The 22,218-nt window shown below is 65.6% G+C and carries 20 protein-coding genes; 11 read left to right on the top strand and 9 right to left on the bottom strand.

Going from position 1 to position 22,218, the window contains the following annotated elements; translation table 11 throughout:
• Positions 1-25 precede the first annotated feature (25 nt).
• Positions 26-1,753: an HNH endonuclease signature motif containing protein gene (locus FCN77_RS20615; RefSeq protein WP_254678662.1), complete on the top strand. Its 1,728-nt coding sequence runs from the start codon at positions 26-28 to the stop codon at positions 1,751-1,753.
• A gap of 257 nt (positions 1,754-2,010) precedes the next feature.
• Positions 2,011-2,781 carry a hypothetical protein gene (locus FCN77_RS20620; RefSeq protein ID WP_254678663.1) on the top strand — a complete coding sequence of 257 codons (771 nt, stop codon included), beginning with the start codon at positions 2,011-2,013 and terminating at the stop codon, positions 2,779-2,781.
• 60 nt (positions 2,782-2,841) lie between these two features.
• Here FCN77_RS20620 and FCN77_RS20625 read toward each other — a convergent pair whose 3' ends face one another.
• Both FCN77_RS20625 and FCN77_RS26085 read right to left on the bottom strand, forming a co-directional pair.
• Positions 2,842-3,498: a hypothetical protein gene (locus tag FCN77_RS20625; RefSeq protein WP_175417342.1), complete on the bottom strand. Its 657-nt coding sequence runs from the start codon at positions 3,496-3,498 to the stop codon at positions 2,842-2,844.
• A gap of 8 nt (positions 3,499-3,506) precedes the next feature.
• Positions 3,507-3,887: a hypothetical protein gene (locus FCN77_RS26085; RefSeq protein ID WP_175417343.1), complete on the bottom strand. Its 381-nt coding sequence runs from the start codon at positions 3,885-3,887 to the stop codon at positions 3,507-3,509.
• Between the two features lie 147 nt (positions 3,888-4,034).
• On the opposite strand from FCN77_RS26085, the gene FCN77_RS20630 reads away from it, so the two are divergent.
• Both FCN77_RS20630 and FCN77_RS20645 read left to right on the top strand, forming a co-directional pair.
• Entirely contained in the window at positions 4,035-4,547 is a 513-nt protein-coding gene (locus FCN77_RS20630; RefSeq protein ID WP_137323762.1) for a helix-turn-helix domain-containing protein, read from the top strand.
• An 818-nt stretch (positions 4,548-5,365) separates the two neighbouring features.
• Entirely contained in the window at positions 5,366-6,331 is a 966-nt protein-coding gene (locus tag FCN77_RS20645; protein ID WP_137323764.1) for an amidohydrolase family protein, read from the top strand.
• A 228-nt stretch (positions 6,332-6,559) separates the two neighbouring features.
• Here FCN77_RS20645 and FCN77_RS20650 read toward each other — a convergent pair whose 3' ends face one another.
• The 3 genes from FCN77_RS20650 to FCN77_RS20660 form a co-directional block, all read right to left on the bottom strand.
• Positions 6,560-7,117: a GNAT family N-acetyltransferase gene (locus FCN77_RS20650; RefSeq protein WP_137323765.1), complete on the bottom strand. Its 558-nt coding sequence runs from the start codon at positions 7,115-7,117 to the stop codon at positions 6,560-6,562.
• An 82-nt stretch (positions 7,118-7,199) separates the two neighbouring features.
• The gene (locus tag FCN77_RS20655; RefSeq protein WP_137323766.1) at positions 7,200-8,648 is read right to left on the bottom strand and encodes a glycosyltransferase family 2 protein; all 1,449 of its coding nucleotides are present in this window, start codon (positions 8,646-8,648) and stop codon (positions 7,200-7,202) included.
• Between the two features lie 561 nt (positions 8,649-9,209).
• Positions 9,210-10,364 carry an acetate kinase gene (locus tag FCN77_RS20660; protein ID WP_137323767.1) on the bottom strand — a complete coding sequence of 385 codons (1,155 nt, stop codon included), beginning with the start codon at positions 10,362-10,364 and terminating at the stop codon, positions 9,210-9,212.
• Between the two features lie 125 nt (positions 10,365-10,489).
• Between FCN77_RS20660 and FCN77_RS20665 the strand changes: the two genes are divergently transcribed.
• Complete coding sequence (locus FCN77_RS20665; protein ID WP_137323768.1) at positions 10,490-10,726, top strand: hypothetical protein; 237 nt, start codon at positions 10,490-10,492, stop codon at positions 10,724-10,726.
• 63 nt (positions 10,727-10,789) lie between these two features.
• Here the strand turns inward: FCN77_RS20665 and pta are convergent, their stop codons facing one another.
• Both pta and FCN77_RS20675 read right to left on the bottom strand, forming a co-directional pair.
• Positions 10,790-12,865: a phosphate acetyltransferase gene (gene pta, locus FCN77_RS20670; RefSeq protein WP_137323769.1), complete on the bottom strand. Its 2,076-nt coding sequence runs from the start codon at positions 12,863-12,865 to the stop codon at positions 10,790-10,792.
• 213 nt (positions 12,866-13,078) lie between these two features.
• Positions 13,079-13,780 carry a hypothetical protein gene (locus tag FCN77_RS20675; protein ID WP_137323770.1) on the bottom strand — a complete coding sequence of 234 codons (702 nt, stop codon included), beginning with the start codon at positions 13,778-13,780 and terminating at the stop codon, positions 13,079-13,081.
• A gap of 316 nt (positions 13,781-14,096) precedes the next feature.
• Here FCN77_RS20675 and FCN77_RS20680 point away from each other — a divergent pair, with 316 nt between their 5' ends.
• The 6 genes from FCN77_RS20680 (at position 14,097) to FCN77_RS20705 (ending at position 19,238) form a co-directional block, all read left to right on the top strand.
• Complete coding sequence (locus tag FCN77_RS20680) at positions 14,097-14,612, top strand: hypothetical protein (RefSeq protein ID WP_137323771.1); 516 nt, start codon at positions 14,097-14,099, stop codon at positions 14,610-14,612.
• 56 nt (positions 14,613-14,668) lie between these two features.
• Positions 14,669-15,163 (top strand): hypothetical protein, encoded by a 495-nt coding sequence (locus tag FCN77_RS20685; protein ID WP_137323772.1) that lies wholly within the window; start codon positions 14,669-14,671, stop codon positions 15,161-15,163.
• A 331-nt stretch (positions 15,164-15,494) separates the two neighbouring features.
• Positions 15,495-16,016, top strand: coding sequence for a hotdog fold thioesterase (locus FCN77_RS20690; RefSeq protein ID WP_137323773.1), 522 nt, complete (start codon positions 15,495-15,497; stop codon positions 16,014-16,016).
• Between the two features lie 16 nt (positions 16,017-16,032).
• Positions 16,033-17,379 carry a phenylacetate--CoA ligase PaaK gene (gene paaK, locus FCN77_RS20695; protein ID WP_137323774.1) on the top strand — a complete coding sequence of 449 codons (1,347 nt, stop codon included), beginning with the start codon at positions 16,033-16,035 and terminating at the stop codon, positions 17,377-17,379.
• 311 nt (positions 17,380-17,690) lie between these two features.
• The gene (locus tag FCN77_RS20700; RefSeq protein ID WP_137323775.1) at positions 17,691-18,296 is read left to right on the top strand and encodes a TetR/AcrR family transcriptional regulator; all 606 of its coding nucleotides are present in this window, start codon (positions 17,691-17,693) and stop codon (positions 18,294-18,296) included.
• 90 nt (positions 18,297-18,386) lie between these two features.
• Positions 18,387-19,238 carry a DUF427 domain-containing protein gene (locus FCN77_RS20705; RefSeq protein ID WP_137323776.1) on the top strand — a complete coding sequence of 284 codons (852 nt, stop codon included), beginning with the start codon at positions 18,387-18,389 and terminating at the stop codon, positions 19,236-19,238.
• 89 nt (positions 19,239-19,327) lie between these two features.
• On the opposite strand, the gene FCN77_RS20710 is transcribed toward FCN77_RS20705, so the two are convergent.
• Entirely contained in the window at positions 19,328-19,735 is a 408-nt protein-coding gene (locus FCN77_RS20710; RefSeq protein ID WP_137323777.1) for a VOC family protein, read from the bottom strand.
• 348 nt (positions 19,736-20,083) lie between these two features.
• Complete coding sequence (gene paaZ / locus FCN77_RS20715; protein ID WP_137323778.1) at positions 20,084-22,195, bottom strand: phenylacetic acid degradation bifunctional protein PaaZ; 2,112 nt, start codon at positions 22,193-22,195, stop codon at positions 20,084-20,086.
• Between the last annotated feature and the right edge of the window lie 23 nt (positions 22,196-22,218).

Genomic DNA, 22,218 nt, shown 5'->3' on the forward strand with positions numbered 1-22,218 from the left:
TGAGAGTGTGGAAAACAGAGCAGCTGTGGAAGTGTTGGAGGCCATTAGTGCTTCCGCTGCCGCGCTGGCTGCTGTTCTCCGCCGCGGGACCCGAAACCCGGAGACGGCCGGCGCGGGCCTGGCCGGTTCCTACCCGGCGCCGGACGCGGCAGATCCTCCGTTAAGGGACGATGTGGATCCTTGGCGGGATGGGGCGGATCCTTTGCGGGAGCGGGCGGACGCATACCTGGACGGCCTAGTTCAGGCCGCGGAGATGGAGGCCCGGTTCTCTGCCGTGAAAGTGCACCTCGCGGCCGGATATGCCACCACCGCCGAAGCTTTGGCACCGCCGGCCTCGTCGCCCCAGGAACACACCGCACAGGAAATGTCGGTGACCGCCGAGGTCGCGTGTGCCCTGGCCGTCAGCGAACGCAGCGCCGGTGCCTTGATCTCCGAAGCCCTGGCCCTGACCACCGGGCTGCCGCTGACGCTGGCCGCGCTGCAGTCCGGGACGGTGTCCTGGCAGCACGCACGCATTCTGTGTGATGAAACCACGGGACTGGAACCCTCGGCGGCGGCGGCGCTGGAAGCACATTTCCTGGACCCGGATGCCCAGAACCCGGCGCGGGGCTGCCCGGTCGGGAACCTGACATCGGCGAGGTTCCGGGCAAAGGCCCGCTCCTGGCGGGAACGCCACCACCCGGTCAGCATGGAAACCCGCCACCACCGCAGCGCCGCCGACCGGCGGGTGGAGTACGTCCCGGACCGGGACGGCATGGCCTGGCTCTCCGCTTACCTCCCCGCAGACACAGCGGCCGGGATCTGGGACCGCACCACCACAGCGGCACGCATCCTGCAGGGCCCATCCGAACCCCGTACCCTCACCCAGCTCCGCGCTGACGTCGCCGCTGCCTGGCTGCTCACTGCAGGAAGCCGGGTCCACGGGGCTGACGGCGTGCCTGCGGGTTCCTGGCGGGCCGGTGATGTCCCGTCGCCGGCGGCGCAGGTCCTGGTTACTGTTCCGGTGTTCTCGCTGCTCGGCCTGACCGGGGAACCGGCTGTCCTGGACGGGTACGGGCCGATCCCGCCGTCCATGGCCCGGCGGCTCGTCGCGGACGGCGCATCCTCGTTCCTGCGCGTCCTGACCGACCCACGCAGTGGCGCGCCACTGGAGATCGGACGCTCCAGCTACCGGATCCCGAAAGCAATGCGGCAATGGCTGCGGCTCCGCGACGGACGCTGCCCCTTCCCCGGCTGCAATAACCACTCCCTGGACACCGACGCCGATCACCTCCTCGCCTGGTCCGACGGCGGCGGAACCGGAATCAGCAACCTCGGCCAACCCTGTCGCAGGCACCACCGCCTGAAACACACCACCGCATGGAGGCCCGAAGGCGCCACCGCCCACGAACCACCCGGTTGGACCTCACCGACCGGACGCCACTACCCCAGCGAACAACCCGACTGGGAACTGCCACAGTGGCCGTCTTTGGACCTGCAGGAGAGAGCGAACCGGCAGGACTGGGAGGACTGGGAGACGGCGGACTCGCTCCGGTCACCGGACTTTCTGGACGCGCCGGAGCAGCCGGCCGGGGAGGACTGGCAGGACCGGGAGACGCCGGACTGGCACGAGCCGCCTGATTGGCCAGTCGCACCGGAGCCGCCTTGCAGCCTCGACCGCCTCGGTATCCACGATGTCGACGGCATCGAAGGCCTGGGGCCGCCACGTCCCGCGGATCCCTTCCCTGACTGGGCACATTTCATGGCCGCCTAGGATATTCTGCCCCAGGGCCGATGCTGCTGCTATGAATGCCCGCTGTTGGGGTGCCTGACGGCGCCACAGTTTCCGCGCGTCCCAGGAGCCTGCTGAATTCAAGTAGCTGTTGGCTGAATCGTGCCGAAGCTCATGCCGCTCCCTAGGTGCACCCCAGCCCAAGAGGTGCCGGAGAGCCCCAGCCTTGTTATAACAGTGGCGCTTTGAGCAGAAACCGGTGACGACCAAGAATCGTAGCTGTCGCGGCGCCGTCGTGGGTGTTCCCGTTCGACAAGCCGGCCGCCCCTGAGGAGGACGGCAACCAGGCCCTCGCCGTGAACACCGAAGACGGCTCCGTGGTGTACGACGTCGCGTTCGCGCTGGTGTGGGCCGAGGACGGCGAACCCGTGGACACCACCAACGGGGCCTACGCCTTCGCGAACTGCGCCGACTGCGCCGCGGTGGCCGTCGGTTTCCAGGTGGTGCTGATCGTGGGGCAGGCGGACGTGATTGTGCCGGAGAACGTGTCCGCCGCCGCGAACTACAACTGCATCCGCTGCCTCACGTATGCGCTGGCCAGCCAACTGGTGGTCACGCTGGACGGGCCACTGAGTGATGAAAACATGGCCAGGCTGAACGTACTGTGGGCCGAGATCGCAGAGTACGGACGGAACCTGCAGGACGTTCCGCTGTCCGAAATCAAGGGGCGCCTGAACTCGTTCAAGGAGCAGATTATGGAGATCGTCCGGAGCGACCCCAGCGCCACCAAGGGCGCCGGCACGCCTGCGTCCTCCTCGGCAACAACCACGCCGGCGGGCGGATCGGCACCCGCTTCAACCCCGCCCCCTTCGCCCGGAGCCGCCGGGACCACCGGCCCGTCAGCACTGGCGTCCGGAAGCACGACGGCGGAACCGGCTCCCGCGGCCCCCGTCACCGGCGGCGCGGCAACGGACAGCCCCGCTGAACCTCCAGGGTCCACTACGGAGCCGACGCTTGCTCCCACTGAACCAGTCCCGGTCACCCCGAGGCCCACCACGACCGGCGGCTGAGTCGGCCCCGGTGGCCGACTATTGCGAAACCGGAGTCGGCCGGCGGGTTTACCGATCGGCCTAGACTGTGACCGGGGCGTCTTTCTGGCGTTTTTCGGATTTTCCCGCGATCGCTGCCGCGACGCTTCGGCCGGCGATGACCAGGACGAAGGCTGTTGCCAGGGCAAGGACGGTCCAGGAATAGATTTCCCGGCCCGGAAAGTTCGACGCGGCGAACCAGCGGACGGCGTAGTTTGCCGTGGTGGCGACGGGGAAGGTGAAGACCCAAAACAGGGGGCTGAAGGCCAGCTTGCGGTATTCCCCGATGAGCAGAAGCTGCATCAGCAGCATGATGATCAGCACGCCGGTGAGGCCAAGCTGCAGCGCTCCGATGGGCCCGGGGTGGGAAACCAGCCAGGCGACACTCGCTGTGGCCGGCGCGGCAAGATAGGCCGACAGTCCGGTGCGGGCTGCCGGGGGCAGCTCGCCGGCCGTCATCAGCCGCACGGTGACGACGGTTCCCACGACCAACCAGAAGAACGCGCCGATGCCGAACGCGGCCAGCGCCGCATCGTGGGCGTGCACGCTGGAGAACCCGATGCTGGCGACGAAGGACCCGGCCACGACGGGCAGGAAGTAGCCCGGATGAATGGACTGCATTGATACTCCGCCGGTGAGCCAGTGAGCCAAGAGTTGGGTGGCGACGACGGTGAGGGCGGCGATGAAGCCTATGCACACCCACGTGCCTAACACGGGAAGGTATTCGCTGTAGTGGGCTGAGAGCAGGATCCCACGAGCGGAATGAATGACGCAAAAGGGCCGGCAAACTGGTGCGTGAGATCGGCCCGGAAGGCTCCCTTTTGTCGCAGGCCCCGCAGCAGATAGATGGTGGTCAGGACGAGCCAGATGGCACTGGCCGCCCCGTAGAGGACTTCCTCCGGCCAGGACGGCGCCCCGAGCGTGGCCCGTGCAGCGGACCATCCGGCGCCCAGTCCGGCCAGGCCCAGCGGAACACCGAACAGGCTCAATGGCAGCATGCCCGAAGGGGCAGCGGGAGGGGTGGCGGTGGGCGATGGGACGCGCGCTCCGGCCATTGCCGGCTCAGTCCTGAAGTCAATAACAGTCATTCCGTACTCCTCGAAGTTCGCTGTGCGGCGAGCTGCAGTGGTTGATTCGTTCCGGTGTCGGCGCGTAGTATCAAAGTACAAGCTTTCTTAAAGAAAGTAAATAAGCTTGCTTTAAGCAAGTCAAACCGTCCTTTGAAGGGAACCCTGATGCCGCTCCGTACCAGCTGGTCAGAAGACAATTGCCCCATTGCCCGGGCCGCTGACGTCCTGGGTGATCCCTGGTCTCTGCTGGTCCTGCGGGAGGTCTTCATGGGCAACAACCGGTTCGACGGCATGAAGAAGGAGCTCCGGGTCGCTGACAACGTCCTCAGCGAACGCCTCCGGCGTCTGGTTGGGGCGGGGCTTCTGATCGCCGAGCCCTACAGCGCGGGAAAGCGCCCCCGGAACGAGTACCTCCTCACCGCAGCCGGAACCGACGCACTGCCCGTGCTGCACGCATTAACGGTGTGGGCGCAGAAACACACAGGGTCTCCGAGCGGAAAATCCTTGCGCATTATTTGCACGACCTGCGGGACGGAGTCCGCCTCCGGTGCCTGGTGCCAAACATGCGGGGCTGAACTCACGGCGGCAACCACCGCATGGGATCACCCGAAATCCAGCGAAAATCTCATCGAGCTCGCCAAAGCCGGCACCAGCCATAGTCCCGCGACTGACGCCTGACTGCATGATCTGACGCGCGCGGGAGAATCCTAAAGGTCCGCGCGTTGGTGTCCGGCCATGGAACTGTCGCCCTAGCGTTGCTCATTCGCTAAAGCTGTGAAAACCCAAGTACGAGCGAGATCCAGAAGCCTGGCGAGAACCAGCTCCGCTCTAACCTGTGCTCCGCCGGGAAGAACGCGGCTGTCAGCGCCGGTCACGGCTTCCTCAACAAACATGGCCTGTCGGAGCTCACGTTCGGGGACAAGGGCTCGCCAAGCTGGGTTGCATCCGGCTGTCACGAGCCCTCCGCCGAAGACGCGCGCAGGCGCATCCTCGCCTTCTTCCGGGAACACCTGAACCCGGAGCCCGAGGGGGAAGCGCGATGACACACCGTACACCGAGGGGAGCGCTGCTGGCAGCGGGTGAAGTGCAGGGACCCTACCCGGGCGCCGAGCTGGATCCGGACAGCACCCGAAGCGCGACCACGGCCGTGACGATGCGCCCTCTTCCCGGGTGTGGCCCTGGCTGGTGCAGATGGGAACCGATCGCGCCGGCTGGTACAGCTGGGACCGTCTCGATAACTTCCGGCGCCGCAGCGCTGAAAGCGTCCCTTCCGAGTGTCAGGAAATCGCCGTTGGGGGCCATCTGGCGGCGAACCCCGATAGCAGCGAGTGGTGGGAGGTCGAGGCGCTTGCGGCGGCCCCGGTCCAGCTCAGACCCAGTCGCCGCCTTGCGGCCGGCATCTGGGTCTGGGTCCGCTTAGCGAGTAGATTGTTCACATCCGCCGACCTTTGAAAGCCCCGCGGATCAGCGAAACGAGCACGAGGACAAGGATCCGGATGAGCCGGCCGTACCGCATCGACACTCATCAGCACATCGTTCCGCCGGGCTATGCGGGCTGGATGCACGAAAAGGGCATCCGCCCCGGCGGCGTGGGCCTGCCCTCGTGGTCGGAGCGCGCAGCGTTGAAGTTCATGGACAGGCACGACGTGCAGACCGGCATCCTTTCCCTGTCCACTCCCGGTGTGTACTTCGGGGACGCGGTGGAGGCGCGCCGCCGGGCCCGGGAGGTCAACGAGTACAGTGCGGAAGTGGTGGCCGCTCGGCCAGAGCGGTTCGGGTTCTTCGCGACCCTCACGCTGCCGGACGTGGAAGGTGCCCTGGCGGAGGCCCAATACGCCCTGGACACCCTGCTCGCGGACGGGATCGTGCTACTGGCTAATAACGACGGCCGCTACCTCGGAGACCCGGGCTTTGGGCCTCTGCTGGAGTTCCTGCACCACCGCCGGGCCGTCGTGTTCATCCACCCCGGTGAACTGCCCGCTCCGGGGGTGCCGGGCATACCCGCCTTCGCCGCAGATTTCTTGCTCGACACCACCCGCACAGCTCTCAGCCTGATCCTGTCCGGTGCGATGGAGAAGTACTCGGGAATTAAGTTCATCCTGGCCCACGCGGGCGGCTTCGTGCCCTACATCGCCTTCAGGATCCTGCTGACTATGCTCAACGAAAAGGACCTGGCCCTCAGCGCGCTCGCGGCGCTGACAGACAAGAACCAGTCCGTCCTGCGGAGGTTTTACTACGACGTAGCACTGTCCGCCAGCCCGGCGGCGCTGCCCAGCCTGCTCGAGGTAGCTGACCCTGGCCGCATCACATACGGCACTGACTTCCCGTTCGCCCCATCGGCGGCAATCGATTTCCTGAACATGCAGTACGAGAATTACCCTCTGGACCCCTTCCTGCGCGCGGCGATAGACCGCGGCAATTCCGAGGCGCTGTTTCCCCGCCTGAGGCCTGATCAAGGCTAAATCGAGCTCAGCAATAGGCGGTGTATAAATCCCGTCCCGATTCCCAGTACTCAACACGTCGTGGGCCGAGTACACCTGATATGCCGGGAGGGGACCGGAGCCGGATAGGCGCCGAGGGTGCTGCCGGTGAATCGGGTCCCGTCACCGACCTCCACGGCTGGGCAAAGCGGCGTGAGCCTCCGCACCCTGTCCCTGCGATGGGCGCTCATATAGCCACGACAGGCCCGATCACCGGGACCGGGCAGTCCATTCGTCGCGGAGCATGGCGTAGACGACTTCGGTGGCCCATTCGCCCTTGTACCGCCACTTGTCCACGTGCTTCGCCTCGAGCCGCATGCCAAGCCGCTCACAGATGGCCGCCGATGCCGTGTTCAGCGCATCGAGCTTGGCGTCGATCCGGTGATAGTCCAGGCCCTCGAACCCGAGCTTCAGCACAGCTTCCGCAGCCTCGGTGGCGTAGCCGTGGCCCCGTGCACCCGGAGCTAGGCTCCAGCCCACTTCGCCCTGCCCGTGGCCGGGAAGCCACTTGAGCACCACCTCGCCGATCACGCCTGGCGAGTCCGCTGCTTCGATCGCCAGCGCCACCCAGTCGCCTTCGCTCTCGAACACGAAGTTGGCGTATTTGCCTACCCGTTCCATGCACTGCGTGTAGCTCTTGGCATCGCCGGGCAGGAACCGGGCGGTCTCCGGCAGCGAGTGGTAGGCATGGAAGGCATCGAGGTCTGCGGCTTCAAAGCGCCGTAGGATGAGCCGCTCGGTGCGGATGGGCAGGGTGATGTTCGGCATGGTTTGAGGGTACCTCCTGCGATTCGCCGGGCTGGCCGGCTGGATCTCTCCCAGGGCGCAGGGCCGGCCACGCCTTAGTGCATTACTTCTTCACAACGTGGAACCCATTGACGGGCTTAAGGAGCGCCATCATGACGGCCGTCGCTTCCATTGCACTGAACACCGGCAATAGGACAACCTGGACTGCGGTCCACGCGCTTCGAGCGAGCCAGCCCGTGATCCCGTGCTCGTCGAGATTCGCCTTCAACCCCGTGAGGTACAGGGTCACAAAGGAAGCGAAGGAGAAGTTGGCCAGGGCCCGCACCCATGGCTGAATCTCGAAGCCGTAGAAGAAGTGACAGATGGTGTACAACACTGCGAACGGAGCGAGCGTCCAGAGCAAGGTGTTGGCGCCGATGGCCAGGCGCCACCTCAGCTTCACGGGTGCGTGGATCGCAACCTTCATCAGGCCCTGGTACCAGCGCCGCCGCTGCCTGAGGAAGTCACCGACGCTTTGTGTTGACTGCTCTTCAAGGTACCCGTCAACCCACCTCGCCCGCCCGCCTGCTTCCATGAGTTTGAGGGCCCAGAAGGCATCCTCGGTGATGGAACCGTGGGGTCCAAAATCGAATCCGACGGACTTCTCAACATCGTTGCGGACCACTATGTAGCTGCCGTGCAGGCCAAAGACCGTCCGGCCCAGCTTGTGCTGGAAGTGGAAGCGGGCAAAGTCGTCGCCGGTGCGCACATTGTCCGCCAGGGTCAGGAACGGGTGCTTCTTCCAGTCCCGGTGGTAGAGGAGGGCTCCTTGGCCCGCGCGCAGCCGGCCGCTTTCCTCTTCTTCCCGGATCATCTGGGCTATGCCCTTAATGCCGGAGGACGTGGGTTGCGTTTCCTCGTCGAGGTGAACCAGCCAGGCGTCGTCCGGGATGCGGGAATTCTCGAGGGCGAACTGCAGTGCGCGGGCTTTGTAGAGCGAAGTATTTGCTGTTGCGTAGTTTCGGGGGATGACCAGGTACCTGATGTCATCGCCCCGTGGAAGATCACCAACCCCGGGGTTATCCTCGATGACGATTTCAACGAGGTAGCGGAAGAGCGGGGTTCTTTCCATTTCGGTAACGCATCTCCGGATGGTACTGGCCACCGCCTCCCGGTTGGTGCCGCGGGTGACTATGCGGAACACCACCAGCTGACTGATTGGCGCCACCGCATCCAGGTGGGTCGGGTGGCGGAACGACAGTGCCCCCAACAGTCCCAGCAACCCGGGGATGACGGCGCCGAGCCATACAACACTGGCGGAGCCCCACAGGCTGTCTGCGAAGGACACAGGTTTCACCGCCACCGGCCACAGGAAATCCTGGAGCAAGTAGAGGCCAACCATCGCCAGGGTCATGCACAGGACAATCCTGGTGCGGTGCCCGGTGATGAATCCCAGGCTCCAGTCGCGGACAGGCTCAAGGACCTTCCCCGGACGGTCAAAATGGAACTTCGTTCGGAATCCAGGCCCTCCCGCGATCCGCGGGGCTGAAATCCCCTCTTCGAGTGTTGACATGGTTCTTCCTTCAGCTGGCTGGTTTTGGACCGGCGGGGCGCCGGCGGAGTTCTGGTGTTTTGCGCCTGCCAGCCCGTTTTTGGGCAGGACAAATCAGCACGGCGTGATGCCGGGGCATGGCGGTATCACGCCGGGGTAATCGGGAGGTGGCTAATCAGGCCTTGAAGGCGTTTAGCCGCGGAGTATCGGCACGGCCGTCCACCATGGGCGGTACCTGTAGAGGCTTAGCCAGCGCTGCGCCCACGTTGAAGTGAGCCAGGCTCCCGGATGCCTGCCCGGCGGTGCGGGGCGGGGCGGGGACATTCTGATACGCAAAGAGCAAGACACGGTGAGACCCCCTATGGTTCCGCGTCGCCGACCAGCATTGACGGTTAAGAAACGACGGCGGGCCCCCTCAGTTGGGACCGCCGTCGCGTGAACGAAACCGCTTGCTTCGAGCGTAGGGACAGAGGCGGGGCAGGGGCCAGCGTGAGCGCTACCCGACATTTCTTGGCAGGAACACTGTTAAATGGGGCGGGAATACTCGCTTAGATGGGGCGGACTACTTGCTTCGGCCCAGGCTCAACCACCGACGACGGCGGCAGTCGCCTCCGCGATGGCGCGCTCCTCATCGGTGGGCACCACCAGCACAGGGATCAGCGACTCCGGCGTCGAGATCACGCGCGGTTCCTTTGACCGCTGACTGTTCAGCCCGGCGTCGAGCACTATGCCCAGCGCTCCCAGCTTCTCCCCCACCAGCGTGCGGAACTGGTGCGAGTTCTCGCCGATGCCGGCGGTGAACACCAGGGCCTTCGCCCCGCCGACTGCCACGTGGTAGCCGCCGATGTACTTGGCCAGCCGGTAGGACGCGACGGCGAGCGCCGTGGCCGCGCGGGCGTCGCCGGCTTCCGCGGCTTCCACCACGGACCGCATATCGTTGTTGCCGGCCAGGCCTTTGAGCCCGGATTCGCGGTTGAGCAGGGAGTCGATGTCCTCGGTGGACCAGCCGGCCCGGCCCAGGAACACCAGGATGGACGGGTCCAGGTCGCCCGATCGCGTGCCCATCACCAGGCCTTCCAGCGGCGTGAAGCCCATGGATGTGTCCACCGACTTTCCGCCGCGGATGGCCGTGACAGAGGCGCCGTTCCCGAGGTGGGCGATCACGCCGTCGAACTCTTCGAGCGGAAGGTCCAGCAGCGCGGCAGCCTGGTGCGCCACGTACTCGTGCGAGGTGCCGTGGAAACCGTAGCGGCGGATGCCGTGGTTGGTGTAAAGGGAGTCCGGCACCGCATAGCGCCAGGCGTGTTCGGGCAGCGTGCGGTGGAAGGCGGTATCGAACACGGCAACCTGCGGCATGTCCGGCCACTTTTTGGCGATGGCGCGGATGCCCAGCACGTTGGCCGGGTTGTGCAGCGGCGCCAGGGGGTTGAGCCGTTCGATGGCCCGGGTGATCTCGTTATCGATCAGCACGGGCTCGCCGAAGCGTTCGCCGCCGTGCACCACGCGGTGCCCCACGGCGTCCAGCTTCCGGTCCCCCAGCACCTCGTGGATTGCCGCGTCCACCTGCTCCAGCGCCGCCGCGTGGTCACGCGGGCCTTCGATCTCGCCGTCGCCTTCCCCGCCGTTGCCCATGCCGATCTTCTCGATCAGCCCCTCGGTGAGGACACTGTGGGACTCAACGTCGCGCACCTGGAACTTGAGCGAGGATGAACCGGAGTTGATGACGAGCACGAGCATGCGGGGACTCCTAAGCCTTGGCTTCTGCGGTGTTCGGTGGAAGTTCGATCGTAGCGTCATTGCGAAAGGCGGGGCGGGAGCCTAGAGTCGGCGGACCAGTCGGACAACGCACGGAGGATCCATCAATGACGAACGACGCCACCGAACCGGACAGCACCAGCTCCGGCACCAAGGACCCTACAGGGATTGAAGGGGCAAACCCGGCCCTGGACGACACAGGAAAGCCCAAGACCGCCGAGGTAGGCGAACCTGCCGAGCAGCCCGAGGATCCGCAGAACCTGGACCTCACCCCGGAGGGGCTGGCCGACGAGCCCGCCAAGCAGGAGGATGCCGACAGCCCTGCCGAGCCGGAAAACAGCTGACGGGCCATCAGCTGACAAGCTCCGCGCGCCACCGGCTCCGCCAGCGCGCGGGCTGACGGGCCATCACGCTCCGGACTGGGCCTGGACGGCGGTGATGGCCACCGTGTTCACGATGTCCTCCACCGTGCACCCGCGGGAGAGGTCATTGACCGGCTTGCGCAGGCCCTGCAGGACAGGCCCGACGGCTACGGCCCCGGAGGTCTGCTGCACCGCCTTGTAGGTGTTGTTGCCGGTGTTCAGGTCCGGGAAGATGAACACCGTGGCCTGCCCGGCGACGGATGAGCCCGGCATCTTGGAGGCTGCGATCGAGGCGTCCACGGCGGCGTCGTACTGGATGGGGCCTTCCACAGGCAGGTCCGGACGGCGACTCTTGACCAGTTCGGTGGCCTGCCGCACCTTCTCCACCGCCTCGCCCGAACCGGAACCGCCGCTGGAGTAGGACAGCATGGCCACCCGCGGCTCGACGCCGAACTGGACCGATGTGTCCGCCGAGGCCAGTGCGATGTCCGCCAGCTGTTCGGCATTCGGGTCCGGGTTCACGGCGCAGTCGCCATAGACCAGGACCCGGTCCGGCATGAGCATCAGGAACACCGAGGAGACGATCTTCACGCCGTCCCGGGTTTTCACGAACTCCAGCGCCGGCCGGATGGTGTGTGCCGTGGTGTGGGCGGCGCCGGACACCATGCCGTCCACCACGCCCAGCTGCACCATCATGGTGCCGAAGTAGCTGCCGTCCAGCATCAGCTCCAACGCCTTGGGCAGGTCCACGCCCTTGTGCGCGCGGAGTTCAGCGTACTTTTCGGCGAACTGCTGGCGCAGCTCCGAAGTGGCGGGATCCACGATGTTGATGCCGGCCAGGTCGATGCCGCGGCTGGCCGCGAGCTCCCTGACATCCGATTCGCGCCCCAGCAGGGTGAGGTCGCAGACGTCGCGCCGGTGCAGGATCTCGGCCGCCCGGAGAATGCGGACGTCGTTTCCCTCCGGCAGGACGATGTGCCGCCGCTGGGCGCGCGCCCGCTCGATGAGGTCGTGCAGGAAGCGCAGGGGCGTCATGCGTTCGGCACGGGGCAGGTGCAGGCGTTCCAGCATCTCCGCCTCATCCACCCGCCTGGCCCACAGGCCGAGGGCCGATGCCACCTTCCTGCGGTGCCCGCTCCAGATCTCGCTGCGGACCTCGGAAACCCGGCGGGCCGTGGTGTACGTGTCGTCGGTCGTGGCGAACACCGGGAACGGGGCGGACGCCAGCAGCGGGTAGATGTTCGCGTCCGGGGCCAGGCCGCCGGTGAGGATCAGCGCGGACGGCACCGGGAACTCGGGCGAGAACGACGACGCCAGGCAGGCCACCATCACGTCCGCCCGGTCACCCGGCACGATCACCAGCGCGCCGTCGTCGAGCACGTTCAGGAAGTTGCCCACATTCATGGCGGCGACCTTGACGTCCCGGACGTCCCGCTCCATGTCCGCGCGGCCGGCGATCTGGCGGATGCCCAGCGCGGTGGCCACCTCGCCGGTGGTGGGGCGGGCGATGTCCTCCAGCTCCGGGAAAATGTACACCGGCCGGCCGGACGCGCCAAGCTTCACGGCGGCGGCGATCGCGTCCAAATCCTCCGGATCGGCGCGGTTCACCATGATGGCCAGCAGGGAACAATTCTCCGCGGCCAGCTCCTTGCGGGCGACGTCGACGGCGGCGGCCACCTCCGCGACGCTGCGCCCCTTCGCGCCCACCACCGCGACCATGGGGGCGGCCAGGTTGTTGGCGAGGCGGGCGTTGAGGTCGAATTCGACGGCGGCGTCATGGCCGGTGAGGTCCGTGCCCTCAACGATGATCACGTCGCAGTGCCGGCCCATTTCGGCGAAGATCTCCACGCACTGGGAGTAGATTTCCTCGCGCTTTCCTTCAGCGAGCAGGCCGCGGACCTCCGCGAACGTCAGGCCGCCGCGGCAGCGCTGGTCGGCCAGGTCGAAGCGGGACTTCATGAGCGCCACCATCGGGTCAGCCCCGGCGTCGTCCCCGTGGACCACGGGCTTGAAGAAGCCGATCCGGTCCGCGTGCCGGTGCAGCGTGTCCGCCAGGCCCAGCGCTATGAGCGACTTACCGGATCCCGGCGTAGTCGCACTGACGTATATCCCTTTGGCCATGATCCGCCCTTAGGTTGAAACGTGTGGTGCTCCGTTCGACCATCCTTTCACTTGTTGCCCGGCATTCTTCACGCGGGAGGGCGCGATTCCCGGTCGGCGGTGGATGAACAGGGCGGCAGCATCTCCGGTGTGGCCCGAGACCGCGACTTGTCATGAAGCATGCGTTCGTCGTGCCGCCTCTGCGGGCGTGGGTGACGGTCCACGGCTTGGGATTCACTCCTTGGGCGAGCTCCTGGTGCTCACGGGAAGGCCGGCCTTCCTGGTCCTGCTCCACCAGCCGGACCAGTTGGCCGCAATGGCTCCTGCTGGCGCCTCACCAGTGGCGAGCACAATGTGTTGCGCCGCGAAGCCCGTCAGTAAAGCCACAGTGACAGCCATAAGCATCCCTGCCACTACGTAGGAGCCCAACAGCACCGGAAATACCGTCTTCTCATCAATGAACGGCGACGGCGCCAATGTCCAGAGGATGGCGACTGCCCACGCACAAGCGTTGATGGGAATCCACCAAAAGGCACGCCGGATCACACGGCGCAGGACAAGCCATTGCAAGGTCGGAATGGAAGCCAGAAGCAGCACTCCACCGATGAGAATCCACGGAAGGGCGGAGGGAGAGCCGAAATCGAAGCCGACGACCGTGCTGGGCAGCATACCGATGGACCACGCGGCAGCGGCACCGGCGGCGGTAGCCGTGACCCACCAGGAACGCCGCACCGCCGAGGATCCGAAGCCGATCGACTGCCCGACCCCGAGCAGGATCCCTTCGCACGCGCCGGCGGCAATCATCATGGGGTAGACGACGGAGCCGGGCGCGGCGGACAGTGCCAATACCCCACCAACAGCAGCCGGGATCATGAATCCGATAGTCTCGCCGGCGGTAACCGCCAGCACCCACCGACACATGAATGAGCCTCTCATGTGGGTAGCTCTGTCCCGCGCATGGTCCCGATACTACGCATTACCGGGTCAGCAGCAAACGTGCCCGTATTTCCGCCTCATCCGAGCTCGCCGGATAAGCAAGATTTTCGACGCCGCACTGATGAACGCCAGAGTCCTGGGACCGGCGGCGGGGCGTTGTCCACATGAATAGGGGGAACCCGGTGGATCTTTCGCCCCTATGAATCACTTGTGCCCGGGTCTACCGTCAACTCATGAGGATCGTAGGGTTCCTTGTTGCACGGTGGTCATTCTCAGCAGGGCGCCGTACCGGATCGGCTATCGGAAGGTCCTAATCATGACTCGCCTGCTTCCGCGCAGAATGGTTTCAGGCGCACTCGTCTCCCTCCTGTTCTTTGGGGCGGTGTCATCCTTTGGCGGAGCCGTATTGGCCATCGTATTCAACGGAGCGGGAGTGCCGCTGGACCATCTGGCAGGTACATGGTTCTCGTCCGTCCCGGTGCTGGGGCTCGTCCTCGGCGTCATCGTCGGCGGAACGCAGTTGGTCGCCGCCTTTGCGTTGCTGAAGCGACGTCATTGGGCGCTGCTGGCGGCCGCGGTTGCCGGCTTCGGAATGCTCATCTGGATTTTCACCGAGCTTGCAGTCCTCGGATACTCCTGGCTGCAGAGCGTCTACTTCGGGCTGGGCATGTTGGAACTGATCCTCGTCCTTGCTCTGCTGGGGATTGCCCCCGGAGTCGTTTCTCCCGCGCACATGGACCAGGCCAGAAAAGTTGCCGGCCGGGTGAAGACAGCCCCGTTACCCCCCCACCCCCCGAATGAACCCACACCCCCTGCTGCCCGGCAGGCCTAACCGGAACGCTCACTGGTTCAGGCTGCCCCTTGGCGGCTTGAATACCTGGAGGAAAAATGGAACAGCTGATTCCCTGGCTTGTATTCTGCACGGCATTCCTTGCTCTGAGTCTGTGGAAGCCGGGGGCTGCCCGGATCTTCCTTGGCCTCTTCTTTATCCTCATGGCAGTGGCTGTAAACCTTGTGCTGAGCTTTGTGGCTCCGGAGCTGTTCGTGTCGCTCGGCACGGATGATCCGCTGGTGCCCTTCTACATGTGGGTGTTCCAAAATGTCGTGGCCCTTTTGCCGCAGGGTGTCGGTGTGCTGGCAGCGGCGGGGGAGCTTGCCGTGGGCCTGCTCATTCTTAGTCGCGGACGAAGAGTCAACATCGGCCTCGCCTCGGCAATCGCGTTCCTGTTGCTCATCACCCCCGTGGGGCTCTGGACCCTGCCCAACCCGGTGATGGCCGTTGGTGCGGCCTGGCTGATGACCAGGAACTTCCCTCGAAGCCTGGCCCAAATGCTCCGTGCGAGGCGCGGACGTACCATAGGGCGCACCGCGCTAGAACAGTGAAGAACCGCCATTCTCAACGAACAGCCACCGGCAGGATGGCCGCGAGAAGGTGCCGGACGGCCCCACCTAGATGGGTCTTTAGTGCGACCGACAGGCTAGTACGCGTCAGAGCGGAAATGTCACAAAGCCCTACCCAGGCGGGGCGCCGCGGCGCGGGCGATCCGGGCCGCATCACGCCCGCAGCCGGGCCAGCGGCGCGGGCGATCCGGGCCGCATCACGCCCGCAGCCGGGCCAGCGGCGCGGGCGATCCGGGCCGCGGCTCTTGACAGCATGCCCCAAAATGGGATTACCTAATGAACATTCGGTAAATAAAGCTGGAGGCAATGACGCATGGCTGAACTAACCATTCCCGGGGCGACCCACCAGATCCTGAAAGACGACTATGCCTCCGAGTGGATGGGCATCGAAGTCCTCAAGCTGGACGACGGGCACGCCACCATCCGCATGACGCTCCGGCAGGAAATGCTCAACGGCTTTGGCATGGCCCACGGCGGAATGATCTTCGCCTTCGGTGACACCGCCTTCGCCCTCGCCTGCAACCCCGCCAGCCCGCCACCCGGCGCAGCAGGGGCCGGGGCCGACAGCATCACCGTGGCCGCCGGCGTCGACATCAACTTCCTCAAGCCCGCCTACAGCGGCCAGGTGATCACCGCCGTCGCCAACCGCCGAGCCCATTCGGGCCGCAGCGGCCTGTACGACATCCAGATCTACGCCGCAGACCCGAATACTGCTGGCCCGCACGCAGCAGCCGGCTCGCCCGCGGATTCCTCCGCCGGCGCTGCCGAAACCGACACCCCGGGCGAACTCATCGCCGAGTTCCGCGGCCGCAGCCGCACCATCTCCAAGAAATAGAAACAGGGAACCCCAGATGACCCTCCACGCCACTGAACCAGCCGCCGCCACCGACGCCGTGCTGGACCCCGAAGAAACCATGTCCCGCGACGAACTGGAGGTTCTCCAGCTCAGCAGGCTTCAGCACACCGTCGCCTACGCCTACGACCGCGTCCCGCTGTACAAGCGCAAATTCGACGCGGCCGGCATCCACCCCACGGACCTCCGGGAACTGGCGGACCTGGGCAACTTCCCCTTCACCACCAAGGAGGACCTGCGCCAGGAATACCCGTTCGGCATGTTCGCGGTGCCGCAGAACGAGGTGGCCCGGATCCACGCCAGCTCCGGCACCACCGGACGCCCCACCGTGGTGGGCTACACCAAGAAGGACCTCGCCGACTGGGCCAAGCTCGTGGCCCGATGCCTCCGCGCCTCCGGCGTCCGGCCCGGCATGAAGGTCCACAACGCCTACGGCTATGGCCTCTTCACCGGCGGGCTTGGCGCCCACGCCGGTGCCGAAGCGCTGGGCTGCACCGTGATCCCCATGTCCGGCGGCCAGACGGAACGCCAGATCCAGATGATCCAGGACTTCGAGCCGGACGTCATCCTGGCCACCCCCACCTACCTGCTCACCATCGCCGACGCGATGGCACACATGGGCATCGACCCCACGTCCACCTCGCTCAAGTACGCCGTGCTCGGCGCCGAGCCATGGACGCAGGAGATGCGCCACGAGCTTGAGGTCACCATGAACATCAAGGCGTGCGACATCTACGGCCTGTCCGAGGTCATGGGGCCCGGCGTGGCCGGCGAAGCCGTGGAGACCCAGGACGGCAGCCACATCTGGGAGGACCACTTCCGCCCGGAGATCATCGACCCCTTCAACCCTGCGCCCGGCAAGGAGAACGTCCTGGGCGATGGCGAGCACGGCGAACTGGTCTTCACCTCGCTCACCAAGGAAGCCCTGCCGATCATCCGCTACCGCACCAAGGACCTCACGCGCCTGCTCCCGGGCACCGCGCGGCCGGCACACCGCCGGATGGGCCGCATCACCGGCCGCAGCGACGACATGATCATCCTCCGCGGTGTGAACCTGTTCCCCTCGCAGATCGAGGAGATCGCCCTCCGCATCCCCGAGCTCAGCCCGCACTTCCAGCTGGAACTCACGCGCCCGGAGGGCCAGCGGATGGATCAGCTCACGGTGAAGATCGAGCGCCGTGACACCGTCACCTACGAGGCAAGCACGACGGCGGCCCGCACCCTGCGCGAGCAGATCAAGATCCACGTGGGTTCTTCGTGCACGGTTGACGTGGTTGCTCCGGGCTCGCTGGAGCGTTCAAACGGCAAGCTGCGCCGGATCTACGACCTGCGCCCCAAGGGCTAACGCGCTGCTTTGGACATTGGGATGGTCCCCGGCCGTTGCCGCCGGGGACCATCTTTGCGGGAAGGCATTCAGTGCACTGCTGCCAATGCGCGACAGCGCTGTGACGTGCCGATGGCTAACCGTCTACCGGGCAACCCAATGTGCCTGATCCCGTCCCGGTCTTTGGAGCTGTTCCATTGTGTGAGCCGGTCCCCGAGCCGACAGTTCCCAATACAATTTTTCTAGCACCGGAGCCCTTCACAGGCAAGGGGTTTTGGGCGTTTCCTCCGGCTTATGCGTGTTGACCGAACGTTCGTGAGAAAATAGCCGTTATGTCCACAACTGATGCACCCACCAAACGCGGCCGCCCCGGATACGACCAGCAGTCGGTGCTGCAGATCGCCGTCGAGGTCTTCAACCGCCACGGCTACGACGCCACGTCCATGGGTATCCTTGCCGAAAACCTGGGCATCTCCAAGTCCGCCATCTACCACCATGTGCCGTCCAAGGGGGATCTCCTCAAGCTGGCCCTCGACCACGCCCTTGGCGGCCTCGAGGCCATACTGGACCAGCCGGAGGCCCAGTCCGGAAGCGCCGACGCGCGCCTGGAGTTCGTCCTCCGCCAGACCATCTCCGTGCTGGTGGAACGGCTCCCGTTCGTAACGCTGCTGCTCCGCCTGCGCGGCAACACGGATATCGAGCGCAACGCCATGGAACGCCGCCGCACCTTCGACCACAAGGTGGCTGCACTGATCTCCGCGGCCCGCGACGAAGGCTCCCTCCGCGAGGACATTGACCCCCGCACGGTCACCCGGCTCCTGTTCGGCACCATCAACTCGATTGTTGAGTGGTACAAGCCGAGCGGTTCGCTGTCGCCCGAAAAACTGGCCGACGACGTCATCACTATGGCATTCAAAGGTCTCAACGCGCCACGCTGATCCTGTTCTCCCCCACGTCCTCCCCATGTTCTCCAACCGGTGGCCGGGGCCATCATTGACGGCGCGATAACCGGCGCCCACCCTGTAGTCATGGCAACGAAGTTATCCGAAGTTATCTTCGGTACATTCCCCCAGCTGCGCTACCAGCCCACGGCGAAAAGGGTCCGCGCCATGGTAGGCGGGAACGCCGTCGTCGACACCGTTTATGCCTTGCTGGTCTGGGAGCCCAAACGGGTAACCCCCATTTTCGCCGTGCCCGAAGTGGACCTGCAGGCCGAGCTGACGCTGCCGGCCCTGCAGGCCGGTGATGTCGCGGAACACGGATTCAGGATGGGCCAGGACGGACCGCCGGCGCTGGATCCGCGGACTGGCTTCGGGCGGCACACCACCTCCGGCGAGGAGCTCGACGTCGTAACCTCCGAGGTGAGGTTGCCCCGCGCGGCCTTCCGGCCGACCGATCCGGACCTTGCCGGATACGTGGCGCTGGATTTCAAAGCCTTCGACTGGTTGGAGGACGACGAGGAGATCATCGGCCATCCCCGTGATCCGTTCCACCGGGTGGACATCCGCGCGTCGTCGCTCGCGGTTGATGTGAGGCTCGACGACGTGACGCTGGCAACCACGAACGGCGCGCAGCTGCTCTACGAAACCATGCTTCCGGTGCGTTATTACATTCCCCCGGCCGACGTCCGCCTGGACCTCATGGAAGCCAGCCCCAAGAAGACGGTGTGCCCCTACAAGGGGACGGCGAGCTATTGGACCTACCCGCAGTCCGAAAACGGGAAGAACATCGCCTGGATGTACGACCCCCGTTTCCGTGACGCCGCGCAGATCCACGGGCTGGTCAGTTTCTTCAATGAGCGGGTGGACATCACGGTGGACGGCGTCCGGCAGGAACGGCCAGTCACGCCGTGGTCCGTGGCGTTGTCGGAATCGCCGTGAACGGCTGCGCGGGCTGGCGCGGGCCGGCGCGGGCAAAAGATAAGGCGCCCCGCTGAGCCGGAACGCCCGTCCTCTTCGCCCTGGGCCAGTTAGAGCTGGTACTCCGCCTGCTGCCCAAAGGTCTCATGGATGCACAGAATGTTGTTCTCGGTGTCCATGAACCATGCGCACTTCTCATGTTCGGTGGAACAGATGTGGTTCTCCGTCTTCAGGTCAGGGAGATCGTAATCCTGGAACCTGATGCCCCTGGCTTCCATATCCTGGACAGTACGCTCGATGTCGCGGACCTCAAAGCTAAGGGTTGTGTGATCGGAGTGCTTGCCATCCTTCACGGGCATCAGCTGCAGCATGGGGCCGTCGCCGCTGCCAAACAATTCGCTTCCGTCGTCTGCCACGCCACGATGGGGAAGTCCAAGAGTTTCCGCGTAGAAACGGCGGGCGCGCTCTTTGTCATCCACGGGCAGGACGGTTGTGGCTGTGTTCAATACTAGGGTCATTTCGCCACCTCCTACGCTGAAAATCTTACGCCGGAGCCGGGCAGAAAGATCTTACGAAAAGGTGCACAACCGCCCAAACAAAGGCCAGGACGCTCTCTCACTTCCCGTCGCCCAAACGCCGACGCTCTCCCACTTCCCGTCGTTTAAACGGCAACGCTCTCTCACTTCCTGAACCGAAATCCCCAACGCTCTCTCACCGGGCTGACCGGGTGAGAGAACGTTGGGCGAAAGGGCGCAACTGGTGAGAGAGCGTCTGGAAAAAACCCACCAGAAGTGAGAGAGCGCCGGTAGAAAAGCGACAGGAAGTGAGAGAGCGTCCTGATTGTGGGGCGGCTACTTTTCGATCGGTTACTTTTCGACCAGGGTGAGGACGTCGTAATTGGCTACGATTTCGTCGTTCTGGTTGGTGATGACGGCGTCCCAGGCCACCTCGCCGTATTCGTCGGTCTCGCGAGGGGTGATCTTCTTCGCGGTCAGGGTGACGCGGATGGAATCCCCTGCGGCAACAGGAGTGATGAAGCGCAGGTTCTCGAGGCCTGAGTTCGCCAGCACGGGGCCCGGAGCGGGCTCGACGAACAGCCCGGCAGCCCAGCTGAGCAGCAGGTAGCCGTGCGCCACGATGCCGGGAAAGAACGGGTTGGCCTCCGCGGCTTCCTGGTTGGTGTGCGCGTAGAAGGTGTCGCCCGTGGAGTTGGCGAACGCGGTGATGTCCTCCAGCGTGACCTGCCGCAGCCCGGAACGGACGGCGTCGCCGATCCGCAGCGTCTCCAGGGACTTCCGGAACGGGTGCGTGCCCTCGGTCTCCACGGTGAAGTTGCGGTCCGCGCCCGTGTGCCAGACGCCTGTGACGGCGGTGAGCATGTTGGGCGAGCCCTGGATGGCGGTGCGCTGCATGTGGTGCATCACGGAGCGGATGCCGCCCAGTTCTTCGCCGCCGCCGGCACGTCCCGGCCCGCCGTGCACCAGGTGCGGGACCGGTGAGCCGTGGCCGGTGGAGCTGCGGGCGTCCTCGCGGTTGAGCATGAGCACGCGGCCGTGGTGCGCGGCGATCCCGGTGACCAGCTCCCGTGCCACGGCCGGATCGTTGGTACACACCGAGGCAACCAGCGAGCCGCCACCGCGGGCGGCGAGACGGACGGCGTCGGCAAGGTCCGTGTAGCCGATCACCGAGGAAACCGGCCCGAAGGCCTCCAGCGAGTGGACTTCCTCGGCCTCGGCGTCCGCCCAGCTGAGCAGAACCGGGGACATAAAGGCACCGCTCTCGACGACGCCCACTCCCCCGTCTGCCTTGGTCACCTTGGGCGAATCGAGCGTGCCGTACGCGAGCTCGCCGCCGGCATCGAGCATGGACTGCACAGCAGCGCGGACATCGGCCAGCTGCTCGAGCGAAGCCAGGGCACCCATGGTGACGCCCTCGGCGCGGGGGTCACCCAGCACCACGCGTTCCTCGATGCGCGCACCCACGGCGGCAACGACGTCGGACACCAACTCCTGCGGCACGATGGTGCGCCGAATGGAGGTGCACTTCTGGCCGGCCTTGACTGTCATTTCGGTGACCACGGACTTGATGAAAGCGTCGAATTCCGGGGTGCCCTTCACCGCGTCCGGGCCGAGGATGGCGGCGTTGAGCGAGTCCGTCTCCGAGGTGAACCGGACCCCGCCCTTCACGACGTTCGGGTGTGACTTCAGCGAGTTGGCCGTGGACGCCGAGCCGGTGAAGGCCACGAGGTCGCGGTAATCGAGGTGGTCCAGGATTGTGCGGGCCGAGCCGGAGATGAGCTGGAGGGATCCCTTGGGCAGGATGTTGGACTCGATCATGGCCTTGACGACGGCCGCAGCCACGTACCCGGTGGGTGTGGCCGGCTTGACGATGGTGGGAACGCCGGCGATGAACGCGGGCGCAAACTTCTCCAGCATGCCCCAGACCGGGAAGTTGAAGGCGTTGATCTGCACGGCCACCCCGGGGATGCGCGTGTAGATGTGCTCACCGGCGAAGGAGCCGTCCCGGGACAGCACCTCCATGGGGCCATCGACCACCACCTGGGAGTTGGGCAGCTCGCGGCGGCCCTTGGACCCGAACGTGAACAGCACGCCGATGCCGCCGTCGATGTCCACCATGGAGTCGATCTTGGTGGCGCCGGTCTGCGCGGACAGCTCGTAGAAGTGTTCGCGGCGCGCGTTCAGGTACTGCGCCAGTTCCTTCAGCTTGAGGGCGCGCTGGTGGAAGGTCAGCGTGCCAAGCTCCTTCTGGCCGGTAGTGCGGCCGTAATCCACGACGTCGGCAAGGTCCAGTCCTTCGGTGCTCACCTTGGCGAGGAGCTCGCCGGTGCTGGCATCCAGGACGGGGACGGCGGAGGCCGCCGCTCCGGCGTCGGGCGTCCACCAGGCGTCCCGGACGAAACTGGGGACGGTCTCCACGGTGTCCAGTGAGGATTTCGGAGCAGTTGCAGTGGTGGTCATCGTTGACGGGTCCTTCCAACGCG

This window comes from Arthrobacter sp. 24S4-2 (assembly GCF_005280255.1).
Taxonomy (GTDB): Bacteria; Actinomycetota; Actinomycetes; order Actinomycetales; family Micrococcaceae; genus Arthrobacter.

Coding starts and splice junctions, on each gene's coding strand:
- FCN77_RS26085 (WP_175417343.1), bottom strand. CDS start 3,887: ATGACTGTTATTGACTTCAGGACTGAGCCGGCAATGGCCGGAGCGCGC.
- FCN77_RS20630 (WP_137323762.1), top strand. CDS start 4,035: ATGCCGCTCCGTACCAGCTGGTCAGAAGACAATTGCCCCATTGCCCGG.
- FCN77_RS20645 (WP_137323764.1), top strand. CDS start 5,366: ATGAGCCGGCCGTACCGCATCGACACTCATCAGCACATCGTTCCGCCG.
- FCN77_RS20650 (WP_137323765.1), bottom strand. CDS start 7,117: ATGCCGAACATCACCCTGCCCATCCGCACCGAGCGGCTCATCCTACGG.
- FCN77_RS20655 (WP_137323766.1), bottom strand. CDS start 8,648: ATGTCAACACTCGAAGAGGGGATTTCAGCCCCGCGGATCGCGGGAGGG.
- FCN77_RS20660 (WP_137323767.1), bottom strand. CDS start 10,364: ATGCTCGTGCTCGTCATCAACTCCGGTTCATCCTCGCTCAAGTTCCAG.
- FCN77_RS20665 (WP_137323768.1), top strand. CDS start 10,490: ATGACGAACGACGCCACCGAACCGGACAGCACCAGCTCCGGCACCAAG.
- pta (WP_137323769.1), bottom strand. CDS start 12,865: ATGGCCAAAGGGATATACGTCAGTGCGACTACGCCGGGATCCGGTAAG.
- FCN77_RS20675 (WP_137323770.1), bottom strand. CDS start 13,780: ATGAGAGGCTCATTCATGTGTCGGTGGGTGCTGGCGGTTACCGCCGGC.
- FCN77_RS20680 (WP_137323771.1), top strand. CDS start 14,097: ATGACTCGCCTGCTTCCGCGCAGAATGGTTTCAGGCGCACTCGTCTCC.
- FCN77_RS20685 (WP_137323772.1), top strand. CDS start 14,669: ATGGAACAGCTGATTCCCTGGCTTGTATTCTGCACGGCATTCCTTGCT.
- FCN77_RS20690 (WP_137323773.1), top strand. CDS start 15,495: ATGGCTGAACTAACCATTCCCGGGGCGACCCACCAGATCCTGAAAGAC.
- paaK (WP_137323774.1), top strand. CDS start 16,033: ATGACCCTCCACGCCACTGAACCAGCCGCCGCCACCGACGCCGTGCTG.
- FCN77_RS20700 (WP_137323775.1), top strand. CDS start 17,691: ATGTCCACAACTGATGCACCCACCAAACGCGGCCGCCCCGGATACGAC.
- FCN77_RS20705 (WP_137323776.1), top strand. CDS start 18,387: ATGGCAACGAAGTTATCCGAAGTTATCTTCGGTACATTCCCCCAGCTG.
- FCN77_RS20710 (WP_137323777.1), bottom strand. CDS start 19,735: ATGACCCTAGTATTGAACACAGCCACAACCGTCCTGCCCGTGGATGAC.
- paaZ (WP_137323778.1), bottom strand. CDS start 22,195: ATGACCACCACTGCAACTGCTCCGAAATCCTCACTGGACACCGTGGAG.